At 68.1% G+C, this 18,021-nt stretch carries 17 protein-coding genes; 9 read left to right on the plus strand and 8 right to left on the minus strand.

Going from position 1 to position 18,021, the window contains the following annotated elements:
- Window positions 1–142 precede the first annotated feature (142 nt).
- The 4 genes from HMPREF2863_RS06925 to HMPREF2863_RS06940 all read left to right on the plus strand — a co-directional run bounded on the left by HMPREF2863_RS06925 (window position 143) and on the right by HMPREF2863_RS06940 (window position 2,841).
- Window positions 143–349 (plus strand): helix-turn-helix domain-containing protein, encoded by a 207-nt coding sequence (locus HMPREF2863_RS06925; protein ID WP_070639023.1) that lies wholly within the window; start codon window positions 143–145, stop codon window positions 347–349.
- Between the two features lie 236 nt (window positions 350–585).
- On the plus strand, window positions 586–1,020 hold the full coding sequence (locus HMPREF2863_RS06930; RefSeq protein WP_083315288.1) for a DUF3054 domain-containing protein: 435 nt from the start codon (window positions 586–588) through the stop codon (window positions 1,018–1,020).
- A gap of 157 nt (window positions 1,021–1,177) precedes the next feature.
- Window positions 1,178–1,459 (plus strand): Lrp/AsnC family transcriptional regulator, encoded by a 282-nt coding sequence (locus HMPREF2863_RS06935; protein WP_070639025.1) that lies wholly within the window; start codon window positions 1,178–1,180, stop codon window positions 1,457–1,459.
- Window positions 1,456–2,841, plus strand: a complete 1,386-nt coding sequence (locus HMPREF2863_RS06940; protein WP_070639027.1) for a CapA family protein — start codon at window positions 1,456–1,458, stop codon at window positions 2,839–2,841. Before HMPREF2863_RS06935 ends, HMPREF2863_RS06940 begins: the two co-directional genes overlap by 4 nt.
- 47 nt (window positions 2,842–2,888) lie before the next feature.
- On the opposite strand, the gene trpD is transcribed toward HMPREF2863_RS06940, so the two are convergent.
- Window positions 2,889–3,935: an anthranilate phosphoribosyltransferase gene (trpD, locus tag HMPREF2863_RS06945; protein ID WP_371327626.1), complete on the minus strand. Its 1,047-nt coding sequence runs from the start codon at window positions 3,933–3,935 to the stop codon at window positions 2,889–2,891.
- A 191-nt stretch (window positions 3,936–4,126) separates the two neighbouring features.
- Between trpD and HMPREF2863_RS06950 the strand changes: the two genes are divergently transcribed.
- The 4 genes from HMPREF2863_RS06950 to HMPREF2863_RS06965 all read left to right on the plus strand — a co-directional run bounded on the left by HMPREF2863_RS06950 (window position 4,127) and on the right by HMPREF2863_RS06965 (window position 8,508).
- Window positions 4,127–4,783 carry an aa3-type cytochrome oxidase subunit III gene (locus HMPREF2863_RS06950; RefSeq protein WP_070639030.1) on the plus strand — a complete coding sequence of 219 codons (657 nt, stop codon included), beginning with the start codon at window positions 4,127–4,129 and terminating at the stop codon, window positions 4,781–4,783.
- An 89-nt stretch (window positions 4,784–4,872) separates the two neighbouring features.
- Complete coding sequence (locus HMPREF2863_RS06955) at window positions 4,873–5,679, plus strand: cytochrome bc1 complex diheme cytochrome c subunit (protein ID WP_070639032.1); 807 nt, start codon at window positions 4,873–4,875, stop codon at window positions 5,677–5,679.
- A 69-nt stretch (window positions 5,680–5,748) separates the two neighbouring features.
- Window positions 5,749–6,825: a cytochrome bc1 complex Rieske iron-sulfur subunit gene (locus HMPREF2863_RS06960; protein ID WP_070639034.1), complete on the plus strand. Its 1,077-nt coding sequence runs from the start codon at window positions 5,749–5,751 to the stop codon at window positions 6,823–6,825.
- Window positions 6,826–6,828: 3 nt separating this feature from the next.
- Complete coding sequence (locus tag HMPREF2863_RS06965; RefSeq protein WP_070639036.1) at window positions 6,829–8,508, plus strand: cytochrome bc1 complex cytochrome b subunit; 1,680 nt, start codon at window positions 6,829–6,831, stop codon at window positions 8,506–8,508.
- Window positions 8,509–8,754: 246 nt separating this feature from the next.
- Here the strand turns inward: HMPREF2863_RS06965 and HMPREF2863_RS06970 are convergent, their stop codons facing one another.
- The 6 genes from HMPREF2863_RS06970 to HMPREF2863_RS06995 all read right to left on the minus strand — a co-directional run bounded on the left by HMPREF2863_RS06970 (window position 8,755) and on the right by HMPREF2863_RS06995 (window position 15,955).
- A complete protein-coding gene (locus HMPREF2863_RS06970) occupies window positions 8,755–9,759 on the minus strand; it encodes a hypothetical protein (RefSeq protein WP_141756385.1) in 1,005 nt (334 codons plus the stop codon).
- An 855-nt stretch (window positions 9,760–10,614) separates the two neighbouring features.
- A complete protein-coding gene (locus tag HMPREF2863_RS06975; protein WP_067190611.1) occupies window positions 10,615–11,016 on the minus strand; it encodes a cytochrome c oxidase subunit 4 in 402 nt (133 codons plus the stop codon).
- Window positions 11,013–12,725, minus strand: a complete 1,713-nt coding sequence (gene ctaD, locus HMPREF2863_RS06980) for an aa3-type cytochrome oxidase subunit I (RefSeq protein WP_067190613.1) — start codon at window positions 12,723–12,725, stop codon at window positions 11,013–11,015. The genes HMPREF2863_RS06975 and ctaD overlap by 4 nt, the downstream gene beginning before the upstream one ends.
- A complete protein-coding gene (coxB, locus tag HMPREF2863_RS06985; protein ID WP_070639136.1) occupies window positions 12,725–13,576 on the minus strand; it encodes an aa3-type cytochrome oxidase subunit II in 852 nt (283 codons plus the stop codon). Before coxB ends, ctaD begins: the two co-directional genes overlap by 1 nt.
- A 412-nt stretch (window positions 13,577–13,988) precedes the next feature.
- Window positions 13,989–14,381, minus strand: a complete 393-nt coding sequence (locus HMPREF2863_RS06990) for a HesB/IscA family protein (protein ID WP_067190617.1) — start codon at window positions 14,379–14,381, stop codon at window positions 13,989–13,991.
- A gap of 167 nt (window positions 14,382–14,548) precedes the next feature.
- Window positions 14,549–15,955, minus strand: a complete 1,407-nt coding sequence (locus HMPREF2863_RS06995; protein ID WP_070639038.1) for a dipeptidase — start codon at window positions 15,953–15,955, stop codon at window positions 14,549–14,551.
- 103 nt (window positions 15,956–16,058) lie between these two features.
- Between HMPREF2863_RS06995 and HMPREF2863_RS07000 the strand changes: the two genes are divergently transcribed.
- On the plus strand, window positions 16,059–16,673 hold the full coding sequence (locus HMPREF2863_RS07000; protein ID WP_070639040.1) for a DUF3043 domain-containing protein: 615 nt from the start codon (window positions 16,059–16,061) through the stop codon (window positions 16,671–16,673).
- A gap of 164 nt (window positions 16,674–16,837) precedes the next feature.
- Here HMPREF2863_RS07000 and HMPREF2863_RS07005 read toward each other — a convergent pair whose 3' ends face one another.
- Complete coding sequence (locus HMPREF2863_RS07005; protein WP_070639042.1) at window positions 16,838–17,965, minus strand: quinone-dependent dihydroorotate dehydrogenase; 1,128 nt, start codon at window positions 17,963–17,965, stop codon at window positions 16,838–16,840.
- Window positions 17,966–18,021 lie beyond the last annotated feature (56 nt).

Genomic DNA, 18,021 nt, shown 5'->3' on the forward strand with positions numbered 1-18,021 from the left:
ACCGTTCCTCTCGGTACGGCTTACACAGACTATCTGACACGCCCTCTTGGCATCGAACACAGTTGCGGTACAAGATCGTGTACTGCGGAAAGTTGTACAACCCCGTTGTATGCGCAGGGTGCGCACCCCACCCGAACCCGACATGGCCCAACTGGCCCACGCGTTCAAGGTGCACAAGGCCAACTCCGGCATGACCTACGACGAACTCGCCGCCGCCACCGGACTCGCCCGCCAGACCCTCCTCAACCTCGCCGCGGGCCGCACCTACGGAGACTTCCGCACCTGGCTCATCCTCGCCAAGGTCTGGGGCGTCCGCCTGGACGACCTCACGAAGGACGTCTGGCGCTAACGCAGAGGGCCCGCGAGCGCTCACGCCCCACACTCAGCGCACATCTCGCTCAGCACAAAGCGACAGGTCGAGTGAGACGACTACGGAAAGTGACAAGTGTGTTGAGAATGATCGCAACCCCATTTGTCTCACTTACCTGTCACACCCCTTGTCCGTTGTGACACTTCGATTGAGACGCGACACCGGCCGAGCGCCAGGGACGCCACGTGCCTCCATACCGATGGGACAATGAGGCCATGAGCCGCGCCGTCGACACCGCAGACACAACCCACCGACCGCACCCGCACGCCCAGCGCGCCCTGCCGGGCTGGACGATCCCCGTCGTGCTGCTGATCGACATCGTGCTCGTGACCGTCTTCGTGGCGATCGGCCAGCGTGAGCACACCACACAGAACGGGTTCCTGGGCCTGCTCGTCACGGCCTCCCCGTTCCTCATCGGTTTGCTGGTCTCTTCGTTCGGGTTCTGCCGGGCCAGGGCACATCGGTGGATCCAGGTATGGCCGGCGGGCATCGGCGTCTGGCTCGGCACCCTGGCGCTCGGGATGCTTCTGCGCGTCGCGCTCGACCAGGGCGGCGCTCCCCTGCCGTTCATCCTCGTCGCCGCCGGCTCGCTGGCACTGTTCCTGCTCGGTCGTCGCGCCCTGACCGGCCTGCTGCTGCGTCGCCGCTGAGCTTGTCCGAGCGCAGCCGACATGTCGGTGGACGTCGGCGGCCGGCCACAGCGATCGGCGCACTGCCTCAGCTTGAGGTGCGTGCCGTCGTCGTACAGTGGGGCCACGCCCCGCAGGGGCGCACCCCTGCTCCCCCGCCAACGGAAGGACGGCCCCCATGGTGACCGCCATCGTCATGATCCGCACAGACAAGTCGACCATCCCGGAGACCGCAGAGAGGATCGCCGGCCTCGAGGGAGTCTCCGCCGTCTACTCCGTCACCGGCGGCTGGGACCTGGTGGCCATGGTGAAGCTGCGCGAATACGACCAGCTCGCTGACACCATCGCCGACCAGCTGTCCAAGGTGCCCGGGATCCAGGAGACGGAGACGATGCTGGCGTTCCGGACCTACTCGCAGGCCGACCTGGGTGAGGGTTGGGCCCTCGGTTTCGAAGGATGAGCCGCCGCGGCGTCGCATTCACCGCCGCTCCGCTGCTGCTGGCGGGTGTGCTCGGTGGATGCAGCCCCGACCCGGCGGCCACTCCCCCGTCCTCGGGAGCCACGTCTGCGTCGGAATCGGGTTCCGCCGCTGCCTCTGAGACGGTCCCGTCGCGGACGCACGCCTCGACGCCGTCGCCCTCGGACGTCCGGCCCGGTTCCGGGTCCGCATCGACCCACTCGACGCCGAGCACGCAGAACCCTTCGCCGACCGCCTCGGGCACCTCCTCCGGCTCGTCCGACGCTCCTCCGTCGACGGCCCCGGCACGCACGGCCACGATCTCCGTCTCCGGAGATCTGCTGTGGCACGAACCCCTCTGGGAGGCGGCCCGCACGGACGACGGCTTCGACTTCCGAACGCAGCTGGATGGACTCACACCCGCCCTGGCGAACGCGGACCTCGCCGTCTGCCACCAGGAGGTGCCGGTGGCGCGCCCCGGCGGCCCCTACTCCGACTACCCGACATTCCGCTCCCTCGCCGAGACCGTGGACGCCGTCGCGGCCGCCGGCTTCGACCTCTGCACGACCGCCTCCAACCACACGATGGACGACGGCTGGGACGGCCTGGTGCGCACGCGCGAGACCCTGGAGGCCGCCGGGCTCGGCGCCGTCGGCACCTACACCACGCGCTCGGAGGCCCAGTCACCGCACCTGTTCACCACCGATCAGGGGGTGAAGGTCGCGATCGTGTCCCAGACCTATGGTCTCAACGGCACCCCCAAGACACCCGGACGAGAGTGGTCCGTTGACCTCCTGGACCCGGGCAAGGCCGTCGCCGAGGCTCGCCGTGCCCGCGCCGCCGGTGCGGACATCGTCATCTTCCACATGCATGCCGGCACCGAATACGAGCAGGAGCCGGACAGCAACCAGCGGTACATGGCGGCCATGGTGACCGCATCCGGTGAGTTCGACTTGGTCATGGGCCAGCATCCCCACGTCGTCCAACCGATCGAGAAGGTCAACGGGGTCTGGACGGTCTTCAACACCGGCAACCTGATGGCCGCACAGCGCCGTGACACCCCTCAGACCGACGACGGCATACTCGTGGACGTCTCCTTCCGGGAGACGCCGTCCGGGCGCTTCACCGTCGACCGGGTCCAGTGGGCACCCACCCACATCAGCCGACCCGGCGAGGATGCGGACGGGATCCCACGCGTGCGCGTCATCCCGGATGCGCTGCCCGAAGCATCGGGGCCGACGCGCAAGGCCTTGCAGGACTCGGCGGCTAGGACCCGCTCCGTGGTCGGCGCGCACGCACCTGAAGGCCTCGTGGAACGCACCGAGCCCCTCGAGGGACCTGACGTCCCCAGGGGGACGACGTCGGCCGTCTCACCTTCACGTTGAAGGTGAGACGGCCGACGTCGTTCTTCCGGCAGAGGCAGCCGCGCGTTTCAGGAGCGCGAGAAGGCCACCCAGCGGTCCAGCACGTCCTGTGCGGCACCGGAGTCGAGGGACTCGGCGGCCACCGCCATCTTGTCCGTGATGCGCTCGGCCAGCGGGCGGGAGGCGTCGGGGTCGTCGGCCACGAGGCCGACGGCGGCGTTGAGCAGGACGGCGTCGCGGATCGGCCCCTTCTCCCCCGCCAGCAGAGCGCGGACGATCTGAGCGTTGTGGGCGCCGTCCTTGCCGGCCAGCGCCTCGACGGACTGCAGCTCGAGGCCGAAGTCGCGCGGATCGATCTCATGCTCCGTCACTGCACCACGCACCTCGTAGAGGGCAGACGGGCCGGACGTGGTGACCTTGTCCCTGCCGTCGGAGCCGCGGAAGACGAAGCCGCGGACGCCGCGGTCGGCGAGCACCTGGGCCAGCAGCGGCGCCATCGTGGCATCGGAGCAGCCCAGGGCCTGTGCGGTGACCTTGGCCGGATTGGAGAGCGGGCCCAGGAAGTTGAAGACCGTGGGCACGCCCAGCTGACGGCGCACCGGGGCCACGTGCTTCATGGACGGGTGATAGTTCTGCGCGAACAGAAAGGTCATGCCGACCGCCTCGGCGCACTCCTCCGCCTTCTCAGCCGGCATGGACAGGTCCACGCCGAGCGCCTCGATGACGTCGGCCGCACCGGCGGTGGACGAGGCGCCACGGTTGCCGTGCTTCACCACACGTGCACCCGCGCCCACGGCCACGAGCGAGGACATGGTGGAGATGTTGACGGTCCCCAGGCGGTCACCACCGGTGCCGACGATGTCCAGGGTCTGCCCCGGAACGGACACCGGCCGGGCGCGCCGGACCATGACCTCGGTCAGGCCGAGCAACTCAGGCACGGTCACGCCCTTGGCGGCCAGGGCGGTGAGGAAGCCGCCGACCTGGGCCTCGGAGGCGGTGCCGCCCATCATCTCCTCCATGGCCCAGGCCGCCTGCGCCAGCGTCAGGTCGACGGACGAGGTGAGGTCGCCGAGGATCTCGGGCCAGGTGGACGGGGTCGATGCGGTGCTGGAGATGGCGTTCACATGGACGACCCTATCGCCCGGCGCACGCCCGGGGACATCCGGCGGTCACGGTGTGACGCTGGACGTTCGCTGACCGTATGCCCTGCAATCACGTTGAACATGCGCCCTACCGGGGACATGCAGGCTGCGACACGGTAGCGTCCGGTTGGGCACAGGACACGGTTTAGGGCCATAATGGCCAGGTGACCACTGCAACTCCCGCTCTCCAGCAGCCCGCGCCCACCGGGCTCCCGAGCCGCCCCAACATGGTCCAGGTCGGAACCATGGTGTGGCTGGCCAGTGAGCTCATGTTCTTTGGCGGGCTCTTCGCCATGTACTTCACCCTGCGCTCCACTTCGCCGGAGCTCTGGGCGACCCACTCCGAGATCCTGAACATCCCGCTCGCGGCCGTCAACACGACCATCCTGGTGCTGTCCTCCGTGACCGCCCAGTTCGGCGTGTTCGCCGCAGAGCGTCTTCAGCCGCGCCGGACCGGAGGCCTCTTCGCCATCAAGTCCTGGGGCATGGTCGAGTGGTTCATCCTCACCGCGATCATGGGCTCGGTCTTCGTGGCCGTCCAGGCCTACGAGTACGCCGTGCTCGTGTCGGAGGGTGTCACCATCGCCGCCAACGCCTACGGCTCGGCGTTCTACATCACCACCGGCTTCCACGCCATCCACGTGACCGGCGGCATCATCGCGTTCATGTTCATCATCGGACGCGCCTACCTGGCCCGCCGCTTCGGCCACCATGAGGCGACCTCCGCGATCGTCGTGTCCTACTACTGGCACTTCGTCGACGTCGTGTGGATCGCACTCTTCTTCATCGTCTACTTCCTGGACATCGTCGCCCCGCTCTGACGGACGGCACACCAGGACCCACTCCGCACCCGAGGCGAATCGACCAGGCATGATGGTGTCGATTCGGCAGACAACGTAAGGAACCCACTGTGAAGGCACTATCGCAGCACCGCCGCCACCCGCTCATGGGGCTGGCACTGCTTCTGCTGGGGCTTCTGGTGACCGGCGGCCTCTACTCCGCCGCCAGCACGGTCAACCAGGCCCAGGCGGCCACCCAGGTCACGACGGCCGCCTCGAGCGATGACATCGCCGAGGGTGAGAAGCTGTTCAACGCGAACTGCGCCTCCTGCCACGGCATGGGTGCCGCCGGCACCGACGCCGCACCGTCGCTCATCGGCGTGGGCGCCGCCTCCGTCGACTTCCAGGTCGGCACGGGCCGCATGCCGATGCAGATGCACGGCCCGCAGGCCCGCATGAAGCCGGTCCAGTTCAGCGAGGAGCAGACCGCACAGATGGCCGCCTACGTGGCCTCCCTGGGTGCCGGTCCCTCCGTGCCGGAGGAGCAGTACCTCGATGCGGACCACGAGGACGTGAACATCGCCAAGGGCGGCGAGCTGTTCCGCATCAACTGCGCCATGTGCCACAACGCCGCCGCGGCCGGCGGTGCCCTGACCCGCGGCAAGTTCGCCCCGACCCTGGAGGGTGTGTCCGAGAAGCACATCTACGAGGCGATGGCCACCGGCCCGCAGAACATGCCGGTGTTCTCCGACGCCAACCTCAAGCCCGAGGACAAGCGCGACATCATCGCCTACCTCAAGACCATCGAGAGCAACGACTCGCCCGGCGGTCTCTCCCTGGGCTCCCTGGGTCCGGTCTCCGAGGGCCTCTTCATCTGGACTGCCGGCCTGGCCGTCATCATCGGCTTCATGGTCTGGCTGACCTCCCGGTCCTCCTGACCCCGCCGGCGCCCCGCGCGCCGGACGCAAGACACTGCATCACTCACTCAAGCAAAGGAAATGAGTCATATGGGCGAGCACGGCAACGGAGGGACCCAGCGCCCCTCGGACGCCCTCGAGCACGCCGGTGAGGACGCTCCCCGGTACGCCATCGACAACCCTGGGCTGCCTCCGCACCGCCCCCGGTTGGCGGACGAGGACCCGAAGGCCGCCAAGCGCGCTGAGCGCCAGGTCTCGGTGCTGTTCCTGATCTCGATCATCGGCACCGTCGTCTTCTTCATCGGCTACTTCGGCGTGGGCCAGATCGGCAACAACGAGTCGTTCGATGTCATCTTCCTGCAGAACATGCTGCTGGGCGTCGGCACCGCCCTCGCGATGCTGGGCATCGGCGTGGGCATCGTCCACTGGGCGAAGACCCTCATGCCGGACCACGAGATGGTCGAAAGCCGTCACGAGGTGCGCACCGAGGCCGATCGTCAGGTCGCCGCCGGCATGATGCAGGACATCATCGACGAGACCCAGATCAAGCGCCGCCCGCTGCTGCGCAACACCCTGATCGGTGCCGCCGTCCTGGCCCCGCTGCCGTTCATCGCTGTGTTCCGCGATCTGGACAACACGGACAACTTCTCCGACAAGGAGACCGAGAACTTCGGCGTCGAGCGCCTGCGCCACACCATGTGGGCCGAGGGCGTGCGTCTCGTCCGTGATCCCACCGGTGCCCCGATCAAGGCCTCTGACGTGACCGTCGGCTCCGCCGTGCACGTCATCCCCGAGGGCCTGAACGACCTGCACCACGGCAAGCTGAACGAGAAGGCCAAGGCCGTCGTCCTGCTCATGCGCCTCGACCCCGCCAAGGTGAAGATCACCCCGGGTCGAGAGAACTGGAACGTGGACGGGATCTTCGCCTACTCCAAGGTCTGTACCCACGTGGGCTGCCCGATCGCGCTGTACGAGCAGCACACCCACCACCTGCTGTGCCCCTGCCACCAGTCGACCTTCGACCTGACGCAGGAGTGCAAGGTGATCTTCGGCCCGGCCAGCCACGCGCTGCCGCAGCTGCCGATCGCTGTGAACGACGAGGGCTTCCTCGTCGCCCAGAGCGACTTCCATGAGCCTGTCGGACCTGTCTACTGGGAGCGTGGCTGACCCATGAGCACCACTGTGAAAGAGTTTCAGCCGGCCACCCGCACCGGCCGCCTGGCGAACTATCTCGACACCCGGGTGGGCATGTCCCCCATCGTCAAGGAGTTCGGCCGCAAGATCTTCCCGGACCACTGGACCTTCATGTTCGGCGAGGTCGCGCTCTACAGCTTCGTCATCCTGCTGCTGTCCGGCGCGTTCCTGACCTTCTTCTTCGATCCGTCGATGGCGCACGTCACCTACGAGGGTGCCTACGCTCCGCTCTACGGCATCGAGATGTCCGCCGCCTACGCCTCGACGCTGGACATCAGCTTCGACATCCGCGGCGGCCTGTTCATGCGTCAGCTGCACCACTGGGCCGCGCTGCTGTTCGTCGCCGCGATGTCCGTGCACATGCTGCGCGTGTTCTTCACCGGCGCCTTCCGCCGCCCGCGTGAACTCAACTGGGTGGTCGGCTGCGGCCTGCTGATGATGGGCTGGGCCGCCGGCTTCACCGGCTACTCGCTTCCGGACGAGGTGCTCTCCGGCAACGGTCTGCGCATCATCGACGGCATCCTGAAGTCCCTGCCGCTGGTGGGCACCCACCTGTCGATGTTCCTGTTCGGCGGTGAGTTCCCGGGCTACTCCATCGTGGGTCGCCTGTACGCGTTGCACATCATGATCGTCCCGGCGGTCATCCTGCTGCTGATCGTGATCCACCTGTTCATGGTCGTCACCCACAAGCACACCCAGTACCCGGGCCCGGGCCGCACGGAGAACAACGTGGTCGGCTACCCGGTGGGCCCGGTGTACGCCGCGAAGGCCGGTGGCTTCTTCTTCATCGTGTTCGGCGTTCTGGCCCTCATGGCCGGCACCGTCACCATCAACGCGATGTGGAACTACGGCCCGTACGACCCGTCCCCGGTGCAGGCCGGCACCCAGCCTGACTGGTACATCGGCTGGTTCGACGGCGCCCTGCGTCTGATGCCGGGGCAGATCGGCGACTTCTCCTTCCTGTGGAACATCCCGATGCCGTGGGGCTCCTCTGTCTCGCTGCCCATGGGAGTCCTGTTCCCGCTGATGCCGGTCGGGATCCTGATCCTCGGCATGATCGCGTGGCCGTGGATCGAGGCCTGGGTGACCAAGGACAACCGCGAGCACCACATCCTGGACCGCCCGCGCAACGCCCCGGGCCGCACGGCCGCCGGTGTCGCCGGCATCACCTGGTACTGCGTCATGTGGGCCGCGGCCTCCTCGGACCTCATCGCCACCCACTTCCAGGTGTCGCTGAACGACGTGCTGTACCTGCTGCGCGTGCTGTTCTTCCTCGGCCCGGTGATCGCCTTCATCGTGACCCGCCGCATCTGCCTGTCCCTCCAGCGCAAGGATCGCGAGCTGGTGCTGCACGGCCACGAGTCCGGCGTGGTGGAGATGTCCCCGGAGGGCGGCTTCTCCGAGCGCCACCGCAACCTGACCGACTACGAGATGTACCGCCTGGTCTCCTTCGAGTCCCCGCGCCCGATCCCGGCCACCCCGGGTCGCAAGGGCAAGGTCTCGACCATGGAGAAGGTCCGTGCCAGCGTCTCCCGTCTCTTCTTCGAGGAGCGCGTCGAGCCGGTCACCCGCGAGGAGCTCGTCGAGGCGCAGCTCCACGGCCACCACGGCCACGGCGCCGTGGAGGGCGACCAGGGCAACCAGCTCGGTCACTGATCGACAGGCTCAACGCCACACGGACGGAAGGCCCGCAGCACTTCATGTGCTGCGGGCCTTCCGCTGTCTGGGGCTCCGCTCCTCCCCCTGGCGCTTTCGCTAGCAACATCGGAGGCAGCACCGACCGATACTCCCCCGTCCCTTCCCGCGCCTGGGGGTTTTCGCTAGTAAAAAGGGAGGCGCCGACCGACCAACTCCCCTGTCCCACTCGCCTTCGCTAGTGGAAAGGGAGGCAGAGTCCCCCGCTCAGCCCTGCCCTTCGACCTCGTCACGGCGACACCGCACCTCGTGGATCACCCGGCGGAAGTCGTTCCGATAGTCCTCGACCGTCGCCCAGATCTGTGTCCAGCCGGCGTCGTCCCAGCCCTTGTTTCTCCAGGCGTCCACGAGCTTCTGTGCTTCGTCGTCGTGAGGCGCGCCGTCATAGTGCAGCACCAGCCGCCACTGTCTGTAGCCCATGTCCCCGTCAGGGCTCACCGGCCTGGAGGGGTCCAGGATGAGCTGCAGTTCCGGCTCCGGCAGGCCCGCATGGATCAACGCCAACCGCATCTTCGTCTCTGTGACCGCGTCCGAGCCCACCCGGATCAGGTCCAACGCTGCTCGTGCCGTCCTGACCCCCTTGTACCGTCCTGCACGGTTCACCGCGGCTCTCAGGCGTTCAACGGTCGTGAGCGGCTCCAGCCTCCCCTGCGGTGTCCAGGGTCGCTTCACGATGCCGTCCCCGGCCACCACGAGCTCGTCCACCATCCCCATCGGCAGCAGTGCAGCCAGGTCTGCCCACGTGCGCTCGATGGATGTCACCGGGATCCCGTGCATCACCTCCACGTCCTCAGCGGGCACCGTCCGGCCATGCGTCACGACCCCACGCCTGCTCGCCACGCCGCGCACGTGCGGCCGAGACACGTGGATCAGTCCGTCGTCGTCCTGCAGCCACGACGGGAGAATGAACCCGTGCAGCCGCAAAGCCGTCTGGTGTGAGGCCACCGCCCGGGCCCGCTTCACGACGACGGCGACCTCCTCCGGCGGTCGGCTCACCGGAGGCGTGGGGTAGCCCAGCGTCTCCCAGCCTGTCAGGGGCATCGTGAGCGCCCGGTGGGCGCCGTGGGTGACCTGCAGGATGTCCGCGGCTCGGAGGCGGTCACCAGGTATGTGAGCCTGGTGGAGGGCATGTCTGTCGAAGACCTGATCGCGGAGGTGCTCCGGAAGGGGTCGTCGATTGCTCGGAACGAGTGGAATGAGACCTGTGGCCATGCACCGACTCTTCCGCGCGCAAGCATCTGCTGGATCGCCTGGATCGTCAGCTGTGGACCGCTTGGTATCTTTCGTCCGTTGTGCAGGAGAGGATCACGTCCGATCGACGCCTCCCCACGGCCCCCTCTGCACTTTCGCTAGCGAAATGGGAGGCGCTCGCTCCGAGTCCCTGCGAGACGCGCCCACGGCACACCGTATCGGCGCACATCCGCCCGAACGTCGTCAGCTCCCGCCCAGCCGCTGAGCCAGTACCATTCACGATGCATCAGCCCAGCTGATGAACCGGGATCTCACGCTCCACCGCTACGTCTGACTGTTGGGACCCATGCGGGCAGGCTGGGCTTGTCGGTACTCCTTTCCCAAGAACGATCGGCAGAGTCACCTCTGGCTTCGGGCGCGGATCAGATTTTCGGGCGGCGCTGATCGGTCAGCTCGACATGGTGACGATCGAGGCGTGATGTCTCGCCCTGAGACATCGAGAACTGACCGTGTTTCAGTCTGAGTACACCACCACGACGTGGCTGAGCTCTGTGCCGTGCGCGTCGAAACCGCCTCCGACGTCGCTAGCGAAAACGTCGACGTCGCCGCTCCCAGCGCGCCTCCGATTTCACTAGCGAAAACGCACCCCCGCGACCGAGACCGATGCCCGCGCCTGTCCATGCCCACGCCTATCCTTGCCGGCCCCACACCCGTGCCCGCCCCACATCCGTGCCGGCCCCACATCCGTGCCGGCCCCAGATCCGTGGCCGCGCCTGCTGCGGCAGCCAACGCATCCACTCACACACAAGACAGAGGCGGGCCGCACCCCCGAAGGGATGTGGCCCGCCTCTGTCTCAGCGGCTCAGGGCTGTGAGGTCAGTGCGCGTACTTGCCGCGCGAGAACTCGTAGACCCAGCCGGCGGTGCCGAAGGCAGCCAGTGCGGCGCCGGCGATGAAGATCCACCAGTCGATGGCCAGGCCGAGGGCTACGAGTGCGCAGGCGGTCGCCAGGGGAAGCGGCCACCAGGACCACGGGGCGAAGGTGCCATAGGTGCCGGAGTAGGAGACGATCTCTCCGTCCTCGTCATCGGCAGGCCCCTGCTTGAAGCGCTTGTCCGTCGCCTGGACATACCACGCGATCATGAGGGACATGGCACCCAGGGCGTAGATCGCGGGGATCCCGGCCCATTCGGTCCACTTCACCCAGAACCCGTAGACGGTTCCCACGATCACGAAGAACGTGCCGATGATCCAGAAGATGCTTGCGGTCGCCTTCACTTGGCCGTCACCTTCTCTCCGAAAGCCTCAGTGGTGTGCTGCGGGGAGTACGGCGAGAGCTCCGGGTGGTGGAGGTCAAGCGCCGGACGCTCCGAGCGGATGCGCGGCAGCGAGTGGAAGTTGTGGCGCGGCGGCGGGCAGGAGGTCGCCCACTCGAGGGAGCCGCCGAAGCCCCACGGATCGTCCACGGTCACCTTCTTGCCGTGGCGCGCGGTGACGTACACGTTCCAGAAGAACGGGATCAGCGACGCGCCGAGGATGAAGGAGAACACGGTGGAGAACGCGTTCATGGCGGCGAAGCCGTCCTCCAGCATGTAGTCCGCGTAGCGGCGCGGCATGCCGATGACGCCCAGCCAGTGCTGCACCAGGAAGGTGCCGTGGAAGCCCACGAACAGCATCCAGAACTGAATCTTGCCGAGACGCTCGTTCAGCATCTTGCCGGTGAACTTGGGCCACCAGAAGTAGAAGCCGGCGAACATAGCGAACACCACGGTGCCGAAGATGACGTAGTGGAAGTGCGCCACCACGAAGTAGGTGTCGGACACCTGGAAGTCCAGCGGCGGGGAGGCCAGGATGATGCCGGTCAGACCGCCGAACAGGAAGGTCACCATGAAGCCGAGGGTCCACAGCATGGGGTTCTCGAAGGTGATCGAGCCGCGCCACATGGTGCCGATCCAGTTCACGAACTTCACGCCGGTCGGAACCGCGATGAGCATGGTCATCAGGGAGAAGAACGGCAGGAGCACGGAGCCGGTGACGTACATGTGGTGCGCCCACACGGTCACGGACAGCGCCGCGATCGCGGTGGTCGCGAACACCAGGGTCTTGTAGCCGAAGATCGGCTTGCGGGAGAACACCGGGATGATCTCAGAGACGATGCCGAAGAACGGCAACGCGATCACATACACCTCGGGGTGGCCGAAGAACCAGAAGAGGTGCTGCCAGAGGATGGCACCGCCGTTCTCCGGGTCGAAGATGTGTCCACCGAAGCGACGGTCCAGGCCCAGCGCGAACAGTGCGGACGCCAGCGGCGGGAAGGCCATCAGGATCAGGATGCCGGTGATCAGCGTGTTCCAGGTGAAGATCGGCATGCGCCACATCGTCATGCCCGGTGCACGCATGCACAGGATGGTGGTGATGAAGTTGACGCCGCCCAGGATGGTGCCGAAGCCCTGCAGGGCAAGGCCGAAGACCCAGAGGTCTCCCCCGACTCCCGGCGAGTAGGTGGTGTTGGACAGCGGCGCGTAGGCGAACCAGCCGAAGGAGGCCGAGCCCTGCGGGGTGAGGAAGCCGGCGCAGGCGATCAGCGAGCCGAACAGGAAGAACCAGAATGCCAGGGCGTTCAGGCGCGGGAACGCCACATCCGGGGCGCCGATCTGCAGCGGGACGAGGACATTCGCGAACCCGACGAACAGCGGGGTCGCAAACATCAGCAGCATGATCGTTCCGTGCATGGTGAACAGCTGGTTGTACTGCTCCTTGGTCTGCAGGATCTGCATGCCCGGCTCGAAGAGCTCGGCACGGATCAGCAGGGCCATCACGCCGCCGACACAGAAGAACGCGAAGGAGACGATCAGGTACATGTACCCGAGCACCTTGTGGTCCGTGGTCGTCAACCAGCTGACAGCGATCTTTCCGAGGGAGCGGGGCACGACGCGCGGCGCCGCCGTGCGCGTGGTCTCCTCCGTCGTGTACTCATACGTGGTCATCAGTGGCTACCTCCACCGCGCGGGGTCTGGAGGTCGTCCTCCATCTCGCGCGCACCGTCGGGGTTCTCGTTGGGGTTGCGGTTGTACTCGTCCCCGACCAGGCCCGGCTCCATCCGGTCAAGCTGCTGCTTGAACTCCTCCTCGGAGACGACCTCCACGTTGAAGAGCATCTCGGAGTGGTACTCGCCGCAGAGCTCGGCGCACTTGCCGTCGAAGCGGCCCTCCTCCTGCGGGGTCAGGTAGAGGTGGTTGGTCTTGCCGGGAAGCATGTCGCGCTTCTGCAGGAACTGGGGAATCCAGAAGGAGTGGGCGACGTCACGGGACTTGAGCTCGAAGTGCACGGGCACGTCGACCGGCAGGTACAGGGTCGGCAGGGTGTCCTGCACGCCGGCGTTGCCGTCGGTGTCCAGCTGGGCCTGCACGCCCATGTAGTGCGCTTCCTGGCCCTCGTACTCGTAGTTGAAGTCCCAGGCCCACTGCTTGCCGTACACGGTGACGGTCAGCGGGGAGTCGTCCACGGGGGTGTCGACCTCGGTCTGCACACGATCGGTGAAGCCCCACAGGCCAAAGACCAGAACCAGCGGAATGACCGTGAACATGGTCTCCAGCGGCATGTGGTACGCCGTCTGCTTCGGGAAGCCCTGGTCGTTCTTGCGGCGGCGGTAGGCCACCATGCACCAGATCATGGCGGCCCAGGCGACCAGCCCGATGACCAGTGCGGCGATCCAGGAGTTGACCCAGAGGTTCGTCAGCACCTCATTGTGGTTGGTCGTCTCGTTCGTGCCGGGATACCAACCACGCTTGACCTCTTCCGAACAGCCGGTCAACGCCAGTGTGGCGGCCGCCCCCAGGGCGCCCGCCTTCAGCATGCGTCGAGTCCGACGTCCGGCGTCATTCTGTGCTCTCACAGACGGCCTTCCTCTTCATCTCGTGTGCGATGGGCCTCCCTCTCCACCGCCGGGAACCGCAGAGAACTGCGGATCTCCCTCACAGCGGGCAGGGGTGCCCGGGTGATTCCCCTCCACTCTAATCGTTTCCGGCGAATCCTGCTGACCATGACACCGTCCTGATCTGCGTGTCTCCGCCTCTGGACGCACGGGCGGACCCGGCTCGAGACCGCGTGGTCCCCGCGCCGGACAGGCTCCGGACACGCCACGGGCCGGCCCCCGTCGGGGTGCCGGCCCGGAAGCGTGCGGCAAGCGGCCGTCGTCGTTGCCCGCCCCTTCCCGCAGGAAGGTCAGCAGCGGCGCGGCCCTCGGCCGATCAGTGGAACGAGTCGCCGCAGGCGCAGGAGCCGGAGGCGGTGGGGTTGTCGATGGTGAATCCCTGCTTCGAGATGGTGTCCTCGAAGTCGATCGTGGCGCCCATCAGGTACGGCACGGACATCTTGTCCACGATGACCTCGATGCCGTCGAAGTCCCGGACGGTGTCGCCGTCGAGGACGCGCTCGTCGAAGTAGAGCTGGTAGATCAGGCCGGAGCAGCCGCCGGGCTGCACGGCGATGCGCAGGCGCAGGTCGGTGCGGCCCTCCTGCTCGAGCAGAGCGCGGACCTTCGCCACCGCGACGTCGGTGAGCTCGACCTCGTGCGGGGGCAGGCCGTCGGCCGGCTGGGTGGCGCCGATCTCGACGCCGGTCTCTTCAGCGGACAGTGCCATGGGTGGCCTCCTCGTGTGGGGGACGTGGTCTGACGGGACTGTGGTCGGGTCCTCTTCCAGGGCGAACACTACCGGCCGTCGGTTGATTCCCGACGACGACACCTCGCCCTCCGCGCACCGCCTCACGCGGTCCGTGCGACCGCACGGGAAGGCGTGCGCGGGGGTGCTCAGGCGCCCAGGCGGGCGAGCCAGAGGGCCTCGGCGACGATGGCGTTGCGGAAGTCGCCCAGGTGGAGCGACTCGTTGGCGGAGTGGGCGCGGGAGTCCGGGTCCTCCACGCCGGTGATGAGGATGGTCGCCTCCGGGAAGACCTCCTTGAGGTCCGCGGTGAACGGGATGGAGCCGCCCAGGCCGGTGGCCTTCGGCTCCACGCCCCACGCCTGGTGGAAGGACTCCATCATGGCGGCGGCCATCGGGTCCGAGGTGTCCGTGGAGAACGGCTGGCCGAAGTGGCCCTTCTCGAAGGTGATCTCGGCGCCGAACACGGCCTCGGCCTGTTCGGAGAGGTGCTTCACCACCGCCTCGTAGGCCTGCTCCGGGTCCACGCCGGGGCCGACGCGCAGCGACCACTTGGCGCGGGCCTGCGGCTGGATCGTGTTGGAGGAGGTGTCCACGCTCGGCACGTCGATCCCGATGATGGACAGGGCCGGGCCGTTCCAGAGCCGGTCGGCGAGCGAGCCGGAGCCGGCCAGCCGGACACCGTCCAGCACGCCGGCGTCGTTGCGGTAGGTCTGCTCGGGGTAGTCCACGTCCGCGTGGACCTGCGCCGCCACGCCCGGGACGGCGACGTTGCCCTGCTCGTCGTGCAGGGTGGCGATCAGGCGGCAGAGCAGCGTGACGGCGTCCAGGACGGGGCCGCCGAACATGCCGGAGTGCACGGCGTGGTCCAGCACGCGGACGGTGACGGTGCCGTCGGCGACGCCGCGCAGCGAGGTGGTCAGGGCGGGCTCGCCCACGGCCCAGTTGGCGGAGTCGGCCACCACGATCGCATCGGCCTGAAGGTCCGCCTTCTGGTTCTCCAGGAAGGTGCGGAACGTCGGGGAGCCGGCCTCCTCCTCCCCCTCGAAGAACACGCGCACGCCCACGCCGGTCTCAGGGGCGGCGGCCTGCAGGGCCCTCAGCGCGGCCAGGTGAAGCATGATGCCCGCCTTGTCGTCCGCCGCTCCGCGGCCGTAGAGGCGGTCGCCCTCGCGGGTGGCCTCGAACGGCGGCGTGTTCCACAGGGACTCATCGCCCGTGGGCTGCACGTCGTGGTGGGCGTAGAGCAGCACGGTGGGCTTGCCCTCGGCACCGGGACGGTGGCCGAGGACGGCGGGGCCGCCGGGCTGCCCGTCCTCACGGTCCTCGGTGACGATGCGCACGTTCTCCAGGCCCAGCTCGCTGACGAGCTCGGCGACCTTCTCGGCCGACTGCTCCAGCAGCGAGCGGTCGAAGGAGTCCCAGGCGATGCCGCCGATGGACACGAGGTCGGACAGAGTGGTGACGGTCTCGTCGAACTGGGCGTCGACGGCGGCGGTGATCTTCTCGACGAGCGCGGGATCGAGCTCGGAGGCGGCCGGAATCTGAGCGGTCATGGGGCTCACACTATCGAAACGGGGCCGCCGGGCCGGTGCACCCGCCGCCGCTGCCGCGTGCCCCTGCGCGGCCCGTGCGCACCGCGCGCCTAGACTGGGGCCCGTGTTCAGCCGCAAGAAGACCTCCGAGAAGTCCAGCACTGCCCCGACGCACGGCACCGAGCCGGCCGGCGTCACGGACGAGTCGCCCGCCCGTCGCGACCGTTCCAAGCCCAAGGGTGTGCCGACCCCGCGTCGCAAGGACCAGGAGGCGGCCCGCCGTCGACCGCTGGTGCCTCAGGACCGGAAGGCCGCGAAGAAGGCGGACCGGGAGGCGATGGCCGCCGAGCGCGCGAAGATGCGCCAGGCGCTGGAGACCGGCGACGAGCGGCACCTGCCCGTGAGGGACCGCGGCGCGCAGAAGCGCTTCGTGCGCGACTACGTGGACGCCCGCTGGTCGATCGGCGAGTTCCTGCTGCCGGTGGTGTTCCTCTACATCCTGCTGATGTTCATCCCGGGTCGTGAGTTCCAGCTGGTGCTGATGTACTCGCTGTACGCCCTGGTGGCGCTGGTGATCGTGGACTCGATCATCCTCGGCTCCAAGGTCCGCAAGGCGCTGGAGGCGAAGTTCGGCACGGCCGAGCCGGGCACCAAGATGTACGCGATCATGCGTGCGCTGCAGTTCCGTCGTCTGCGGCTGCCGAAGCCGCAGGTCACGCGCGGCCACTACCCGGCCTGATTCCTCCCGGCCGACGCCGCAGACCCAGGGGCGGTCCCGAGAGAACGGGCCGCCCCTCGGTCTGTCTCTGCCGGCTTCCCGACGACGGCCGCTCCCCCTTCCGGGGCTGCTCTCCGTGGGTGCCGGACCGGCGGGACCGGCCCTCCACCCCCGGGCGGTGAGGCTCAGACGCGCAGGCGCCGTCCCAGGCCGGCGTTGATGCGGCCGGCCCAGAACGGCCCCTCGTAGAGGAAGGCCGTGTAGCCCTGCACCAGGTCGGCGCCGAGCTCGAGGCGCTGGGCCACGTCGTCAGCGGTGGTGACCCCGCCGACGCTGACCAGGGCGACGTCCTTCGGCAGCTGGGTCCGGAGCAGGCGGAGCACCTGAAGGGACCGCTGCTTCAGCGGCGCGCCGGACAGCCCGCCGGCACCGAGTCTCTCGACCTCGGCGGCATCGGTTGTCAGACCCTCCCGGCCGATGGTCGTGTTGGTGGCGATGACGCCGTCCAGCGGCAGCTGACGGGCCATGTCCGCGACGGCCACGATGTCCTCGTCGGCGAGGTCCGGGGCGATCTTCACCAGCAGCGGCAGGTGGCGGTCGGTGACGGCGGCGTCGGCCTCCTGGCGGACGGCGCGCAGCAGCGGCTCGAGGGTGGCGATCTCCTGCAGCTGGCGCAGGCCGGGGGTGTTCGGGGAGGAGACGTTCACGGCGAGGTAGTCCGCGTGCGGGGAGAGCAGGCGGGCGGAGATGCGGTAGTCCGCGGCGGCGTCGGCGAGCCCGACCAGCTTGGTCTTGCCGATGTTCGCACCCAGGACCGGGCGGATCTGGCCGAAGCGCCGCTGAAGGGTGGCGCGGGAGGCGGCCAGGCGCGGGGCGACCGCGGCGGCGCCCTCGTTGTTGAAGCCCATGCGATTGACCACCGCCCGGTCCTGCACCAGGCGGAACAGGCGGGGCTTGTCGTTGCCGGGCTGGGCCTGGGCGGTGACGGTGCCGACTTCGATGTGACCGAAGCCGAGGTCTGCCAGGGCCGTGGTGCACAGGCCGTGCTTGTCGAATCCTGCGGCGAGGCCGAACGGGGACGGGAAGCGCAGGCCCATCACGGTGCGGGCGAGCCACGGGTCCGGGCGGAAGGCGGAGCGGAGCACGGCGGAGGCGCCGGTGCGCTCGGCGGCGCGGATGCCGATCACGCCCTTCTCGTGGGCCTGCTCGGCGTCCATGCCGGAGAAGACGGCGTTGAAGAAGGGCGGGTACGCACGCGGCAGTCTCGAACTCAGCAGGGTCTCGATCCCGGTCTTCACGGAAGGCATCTGCATGTGTGCATCATCCCACGACCTGCCCCGGGCCGCGGCGGCGTGCCGCACCTAGGCTG

The organism is Micrococcus sp. HMSC067E09, assembly GCF_001812555.1.
Taxonomy (GTDB): domain Bacteria; phylum Actinomycetota; class Actinomycetes; order Actinomycetales; family Micrococcaceae; genus Micrococcus; species Micrococcus lylae.

Coding starts and splice junctions, on each gene's coding strand:
- HMPREF2863_RS06990 (WP_067190617.1), bottom strand. CDS start 14,381: ATGGCACTGTCCGCTGAAGAGACCGGCGTCGAGATCGGCGCCACCCAG.
- HMPREF2863_RS07005 (WP_070639042.1), bottom strand. CDS start 17,965: ATGCAGATGCCTTCCGTGAAGACCGGGATCGAGACCCTGCTGAGTTCG.
- HMPREF2863_RS06925 (WP_070639023.1), top strand. CDS start 143: ATGGCCCAACTGGCCCACGCGTTCAAGGTGCACAAGGCCAACTCCGGC.
- HMPREF2863_RS06940 (WP_070639027.1), top strand. CDS start 1,456: ATGAGCCGCCGCGGCGTCGCATTCACCGCCGCTCCGCTGCTGCTGGCG.
- HMPREF2863_RS06995 (WP_070639038.1), bottom strand. CDS start 15,955: ATGACCGCTCAGATTCCGGCCGCCTCCGAGCTCGATCCCGCGCTCGTC.
- HMPREF2863_RS06960 (WP_070639034.1), top strand. CDS start 5,749: ATGGGCGAGCACGGCAACGGAGGGACCCAGCGCCCCTCGGACGCCCTC.
- HMPREF2863_RS06930 (WP_083315288.1), top strand. CDS start 586: ATGAGCCGCGCCGTCGACACCGCAGACACAACCCACCGACCGCACCCG.
- ctaD (WP_067190613.1), bottom strand. CDS start 12,725: ATGACCACGTATGAGTACACGACGGAGGAGACCACGCGCACGGCGGCG.
- HMPREF2863_RS06970 (WP_141756385.1), bottom strand. CDS start 9,759: ATGGCCACAGGTCTCATTCCACTCGTTCCGAGCAATCGACGACCCCTT.
- HMPREF2863_RS06965 (WP_070639036.1), top strand. CDS start 6,829: ATGAGCACCACTGTGAAAGAGTTTCAGCCGGCCACCCGCACCGGCCGC.
- HMPREF2863_RS06935 (WP_070639025.1), top strand. CDS start 1,178: ATGGTGACCGCCATCGTCATGATCCGCACAGACAAGTCGACCATCCCG.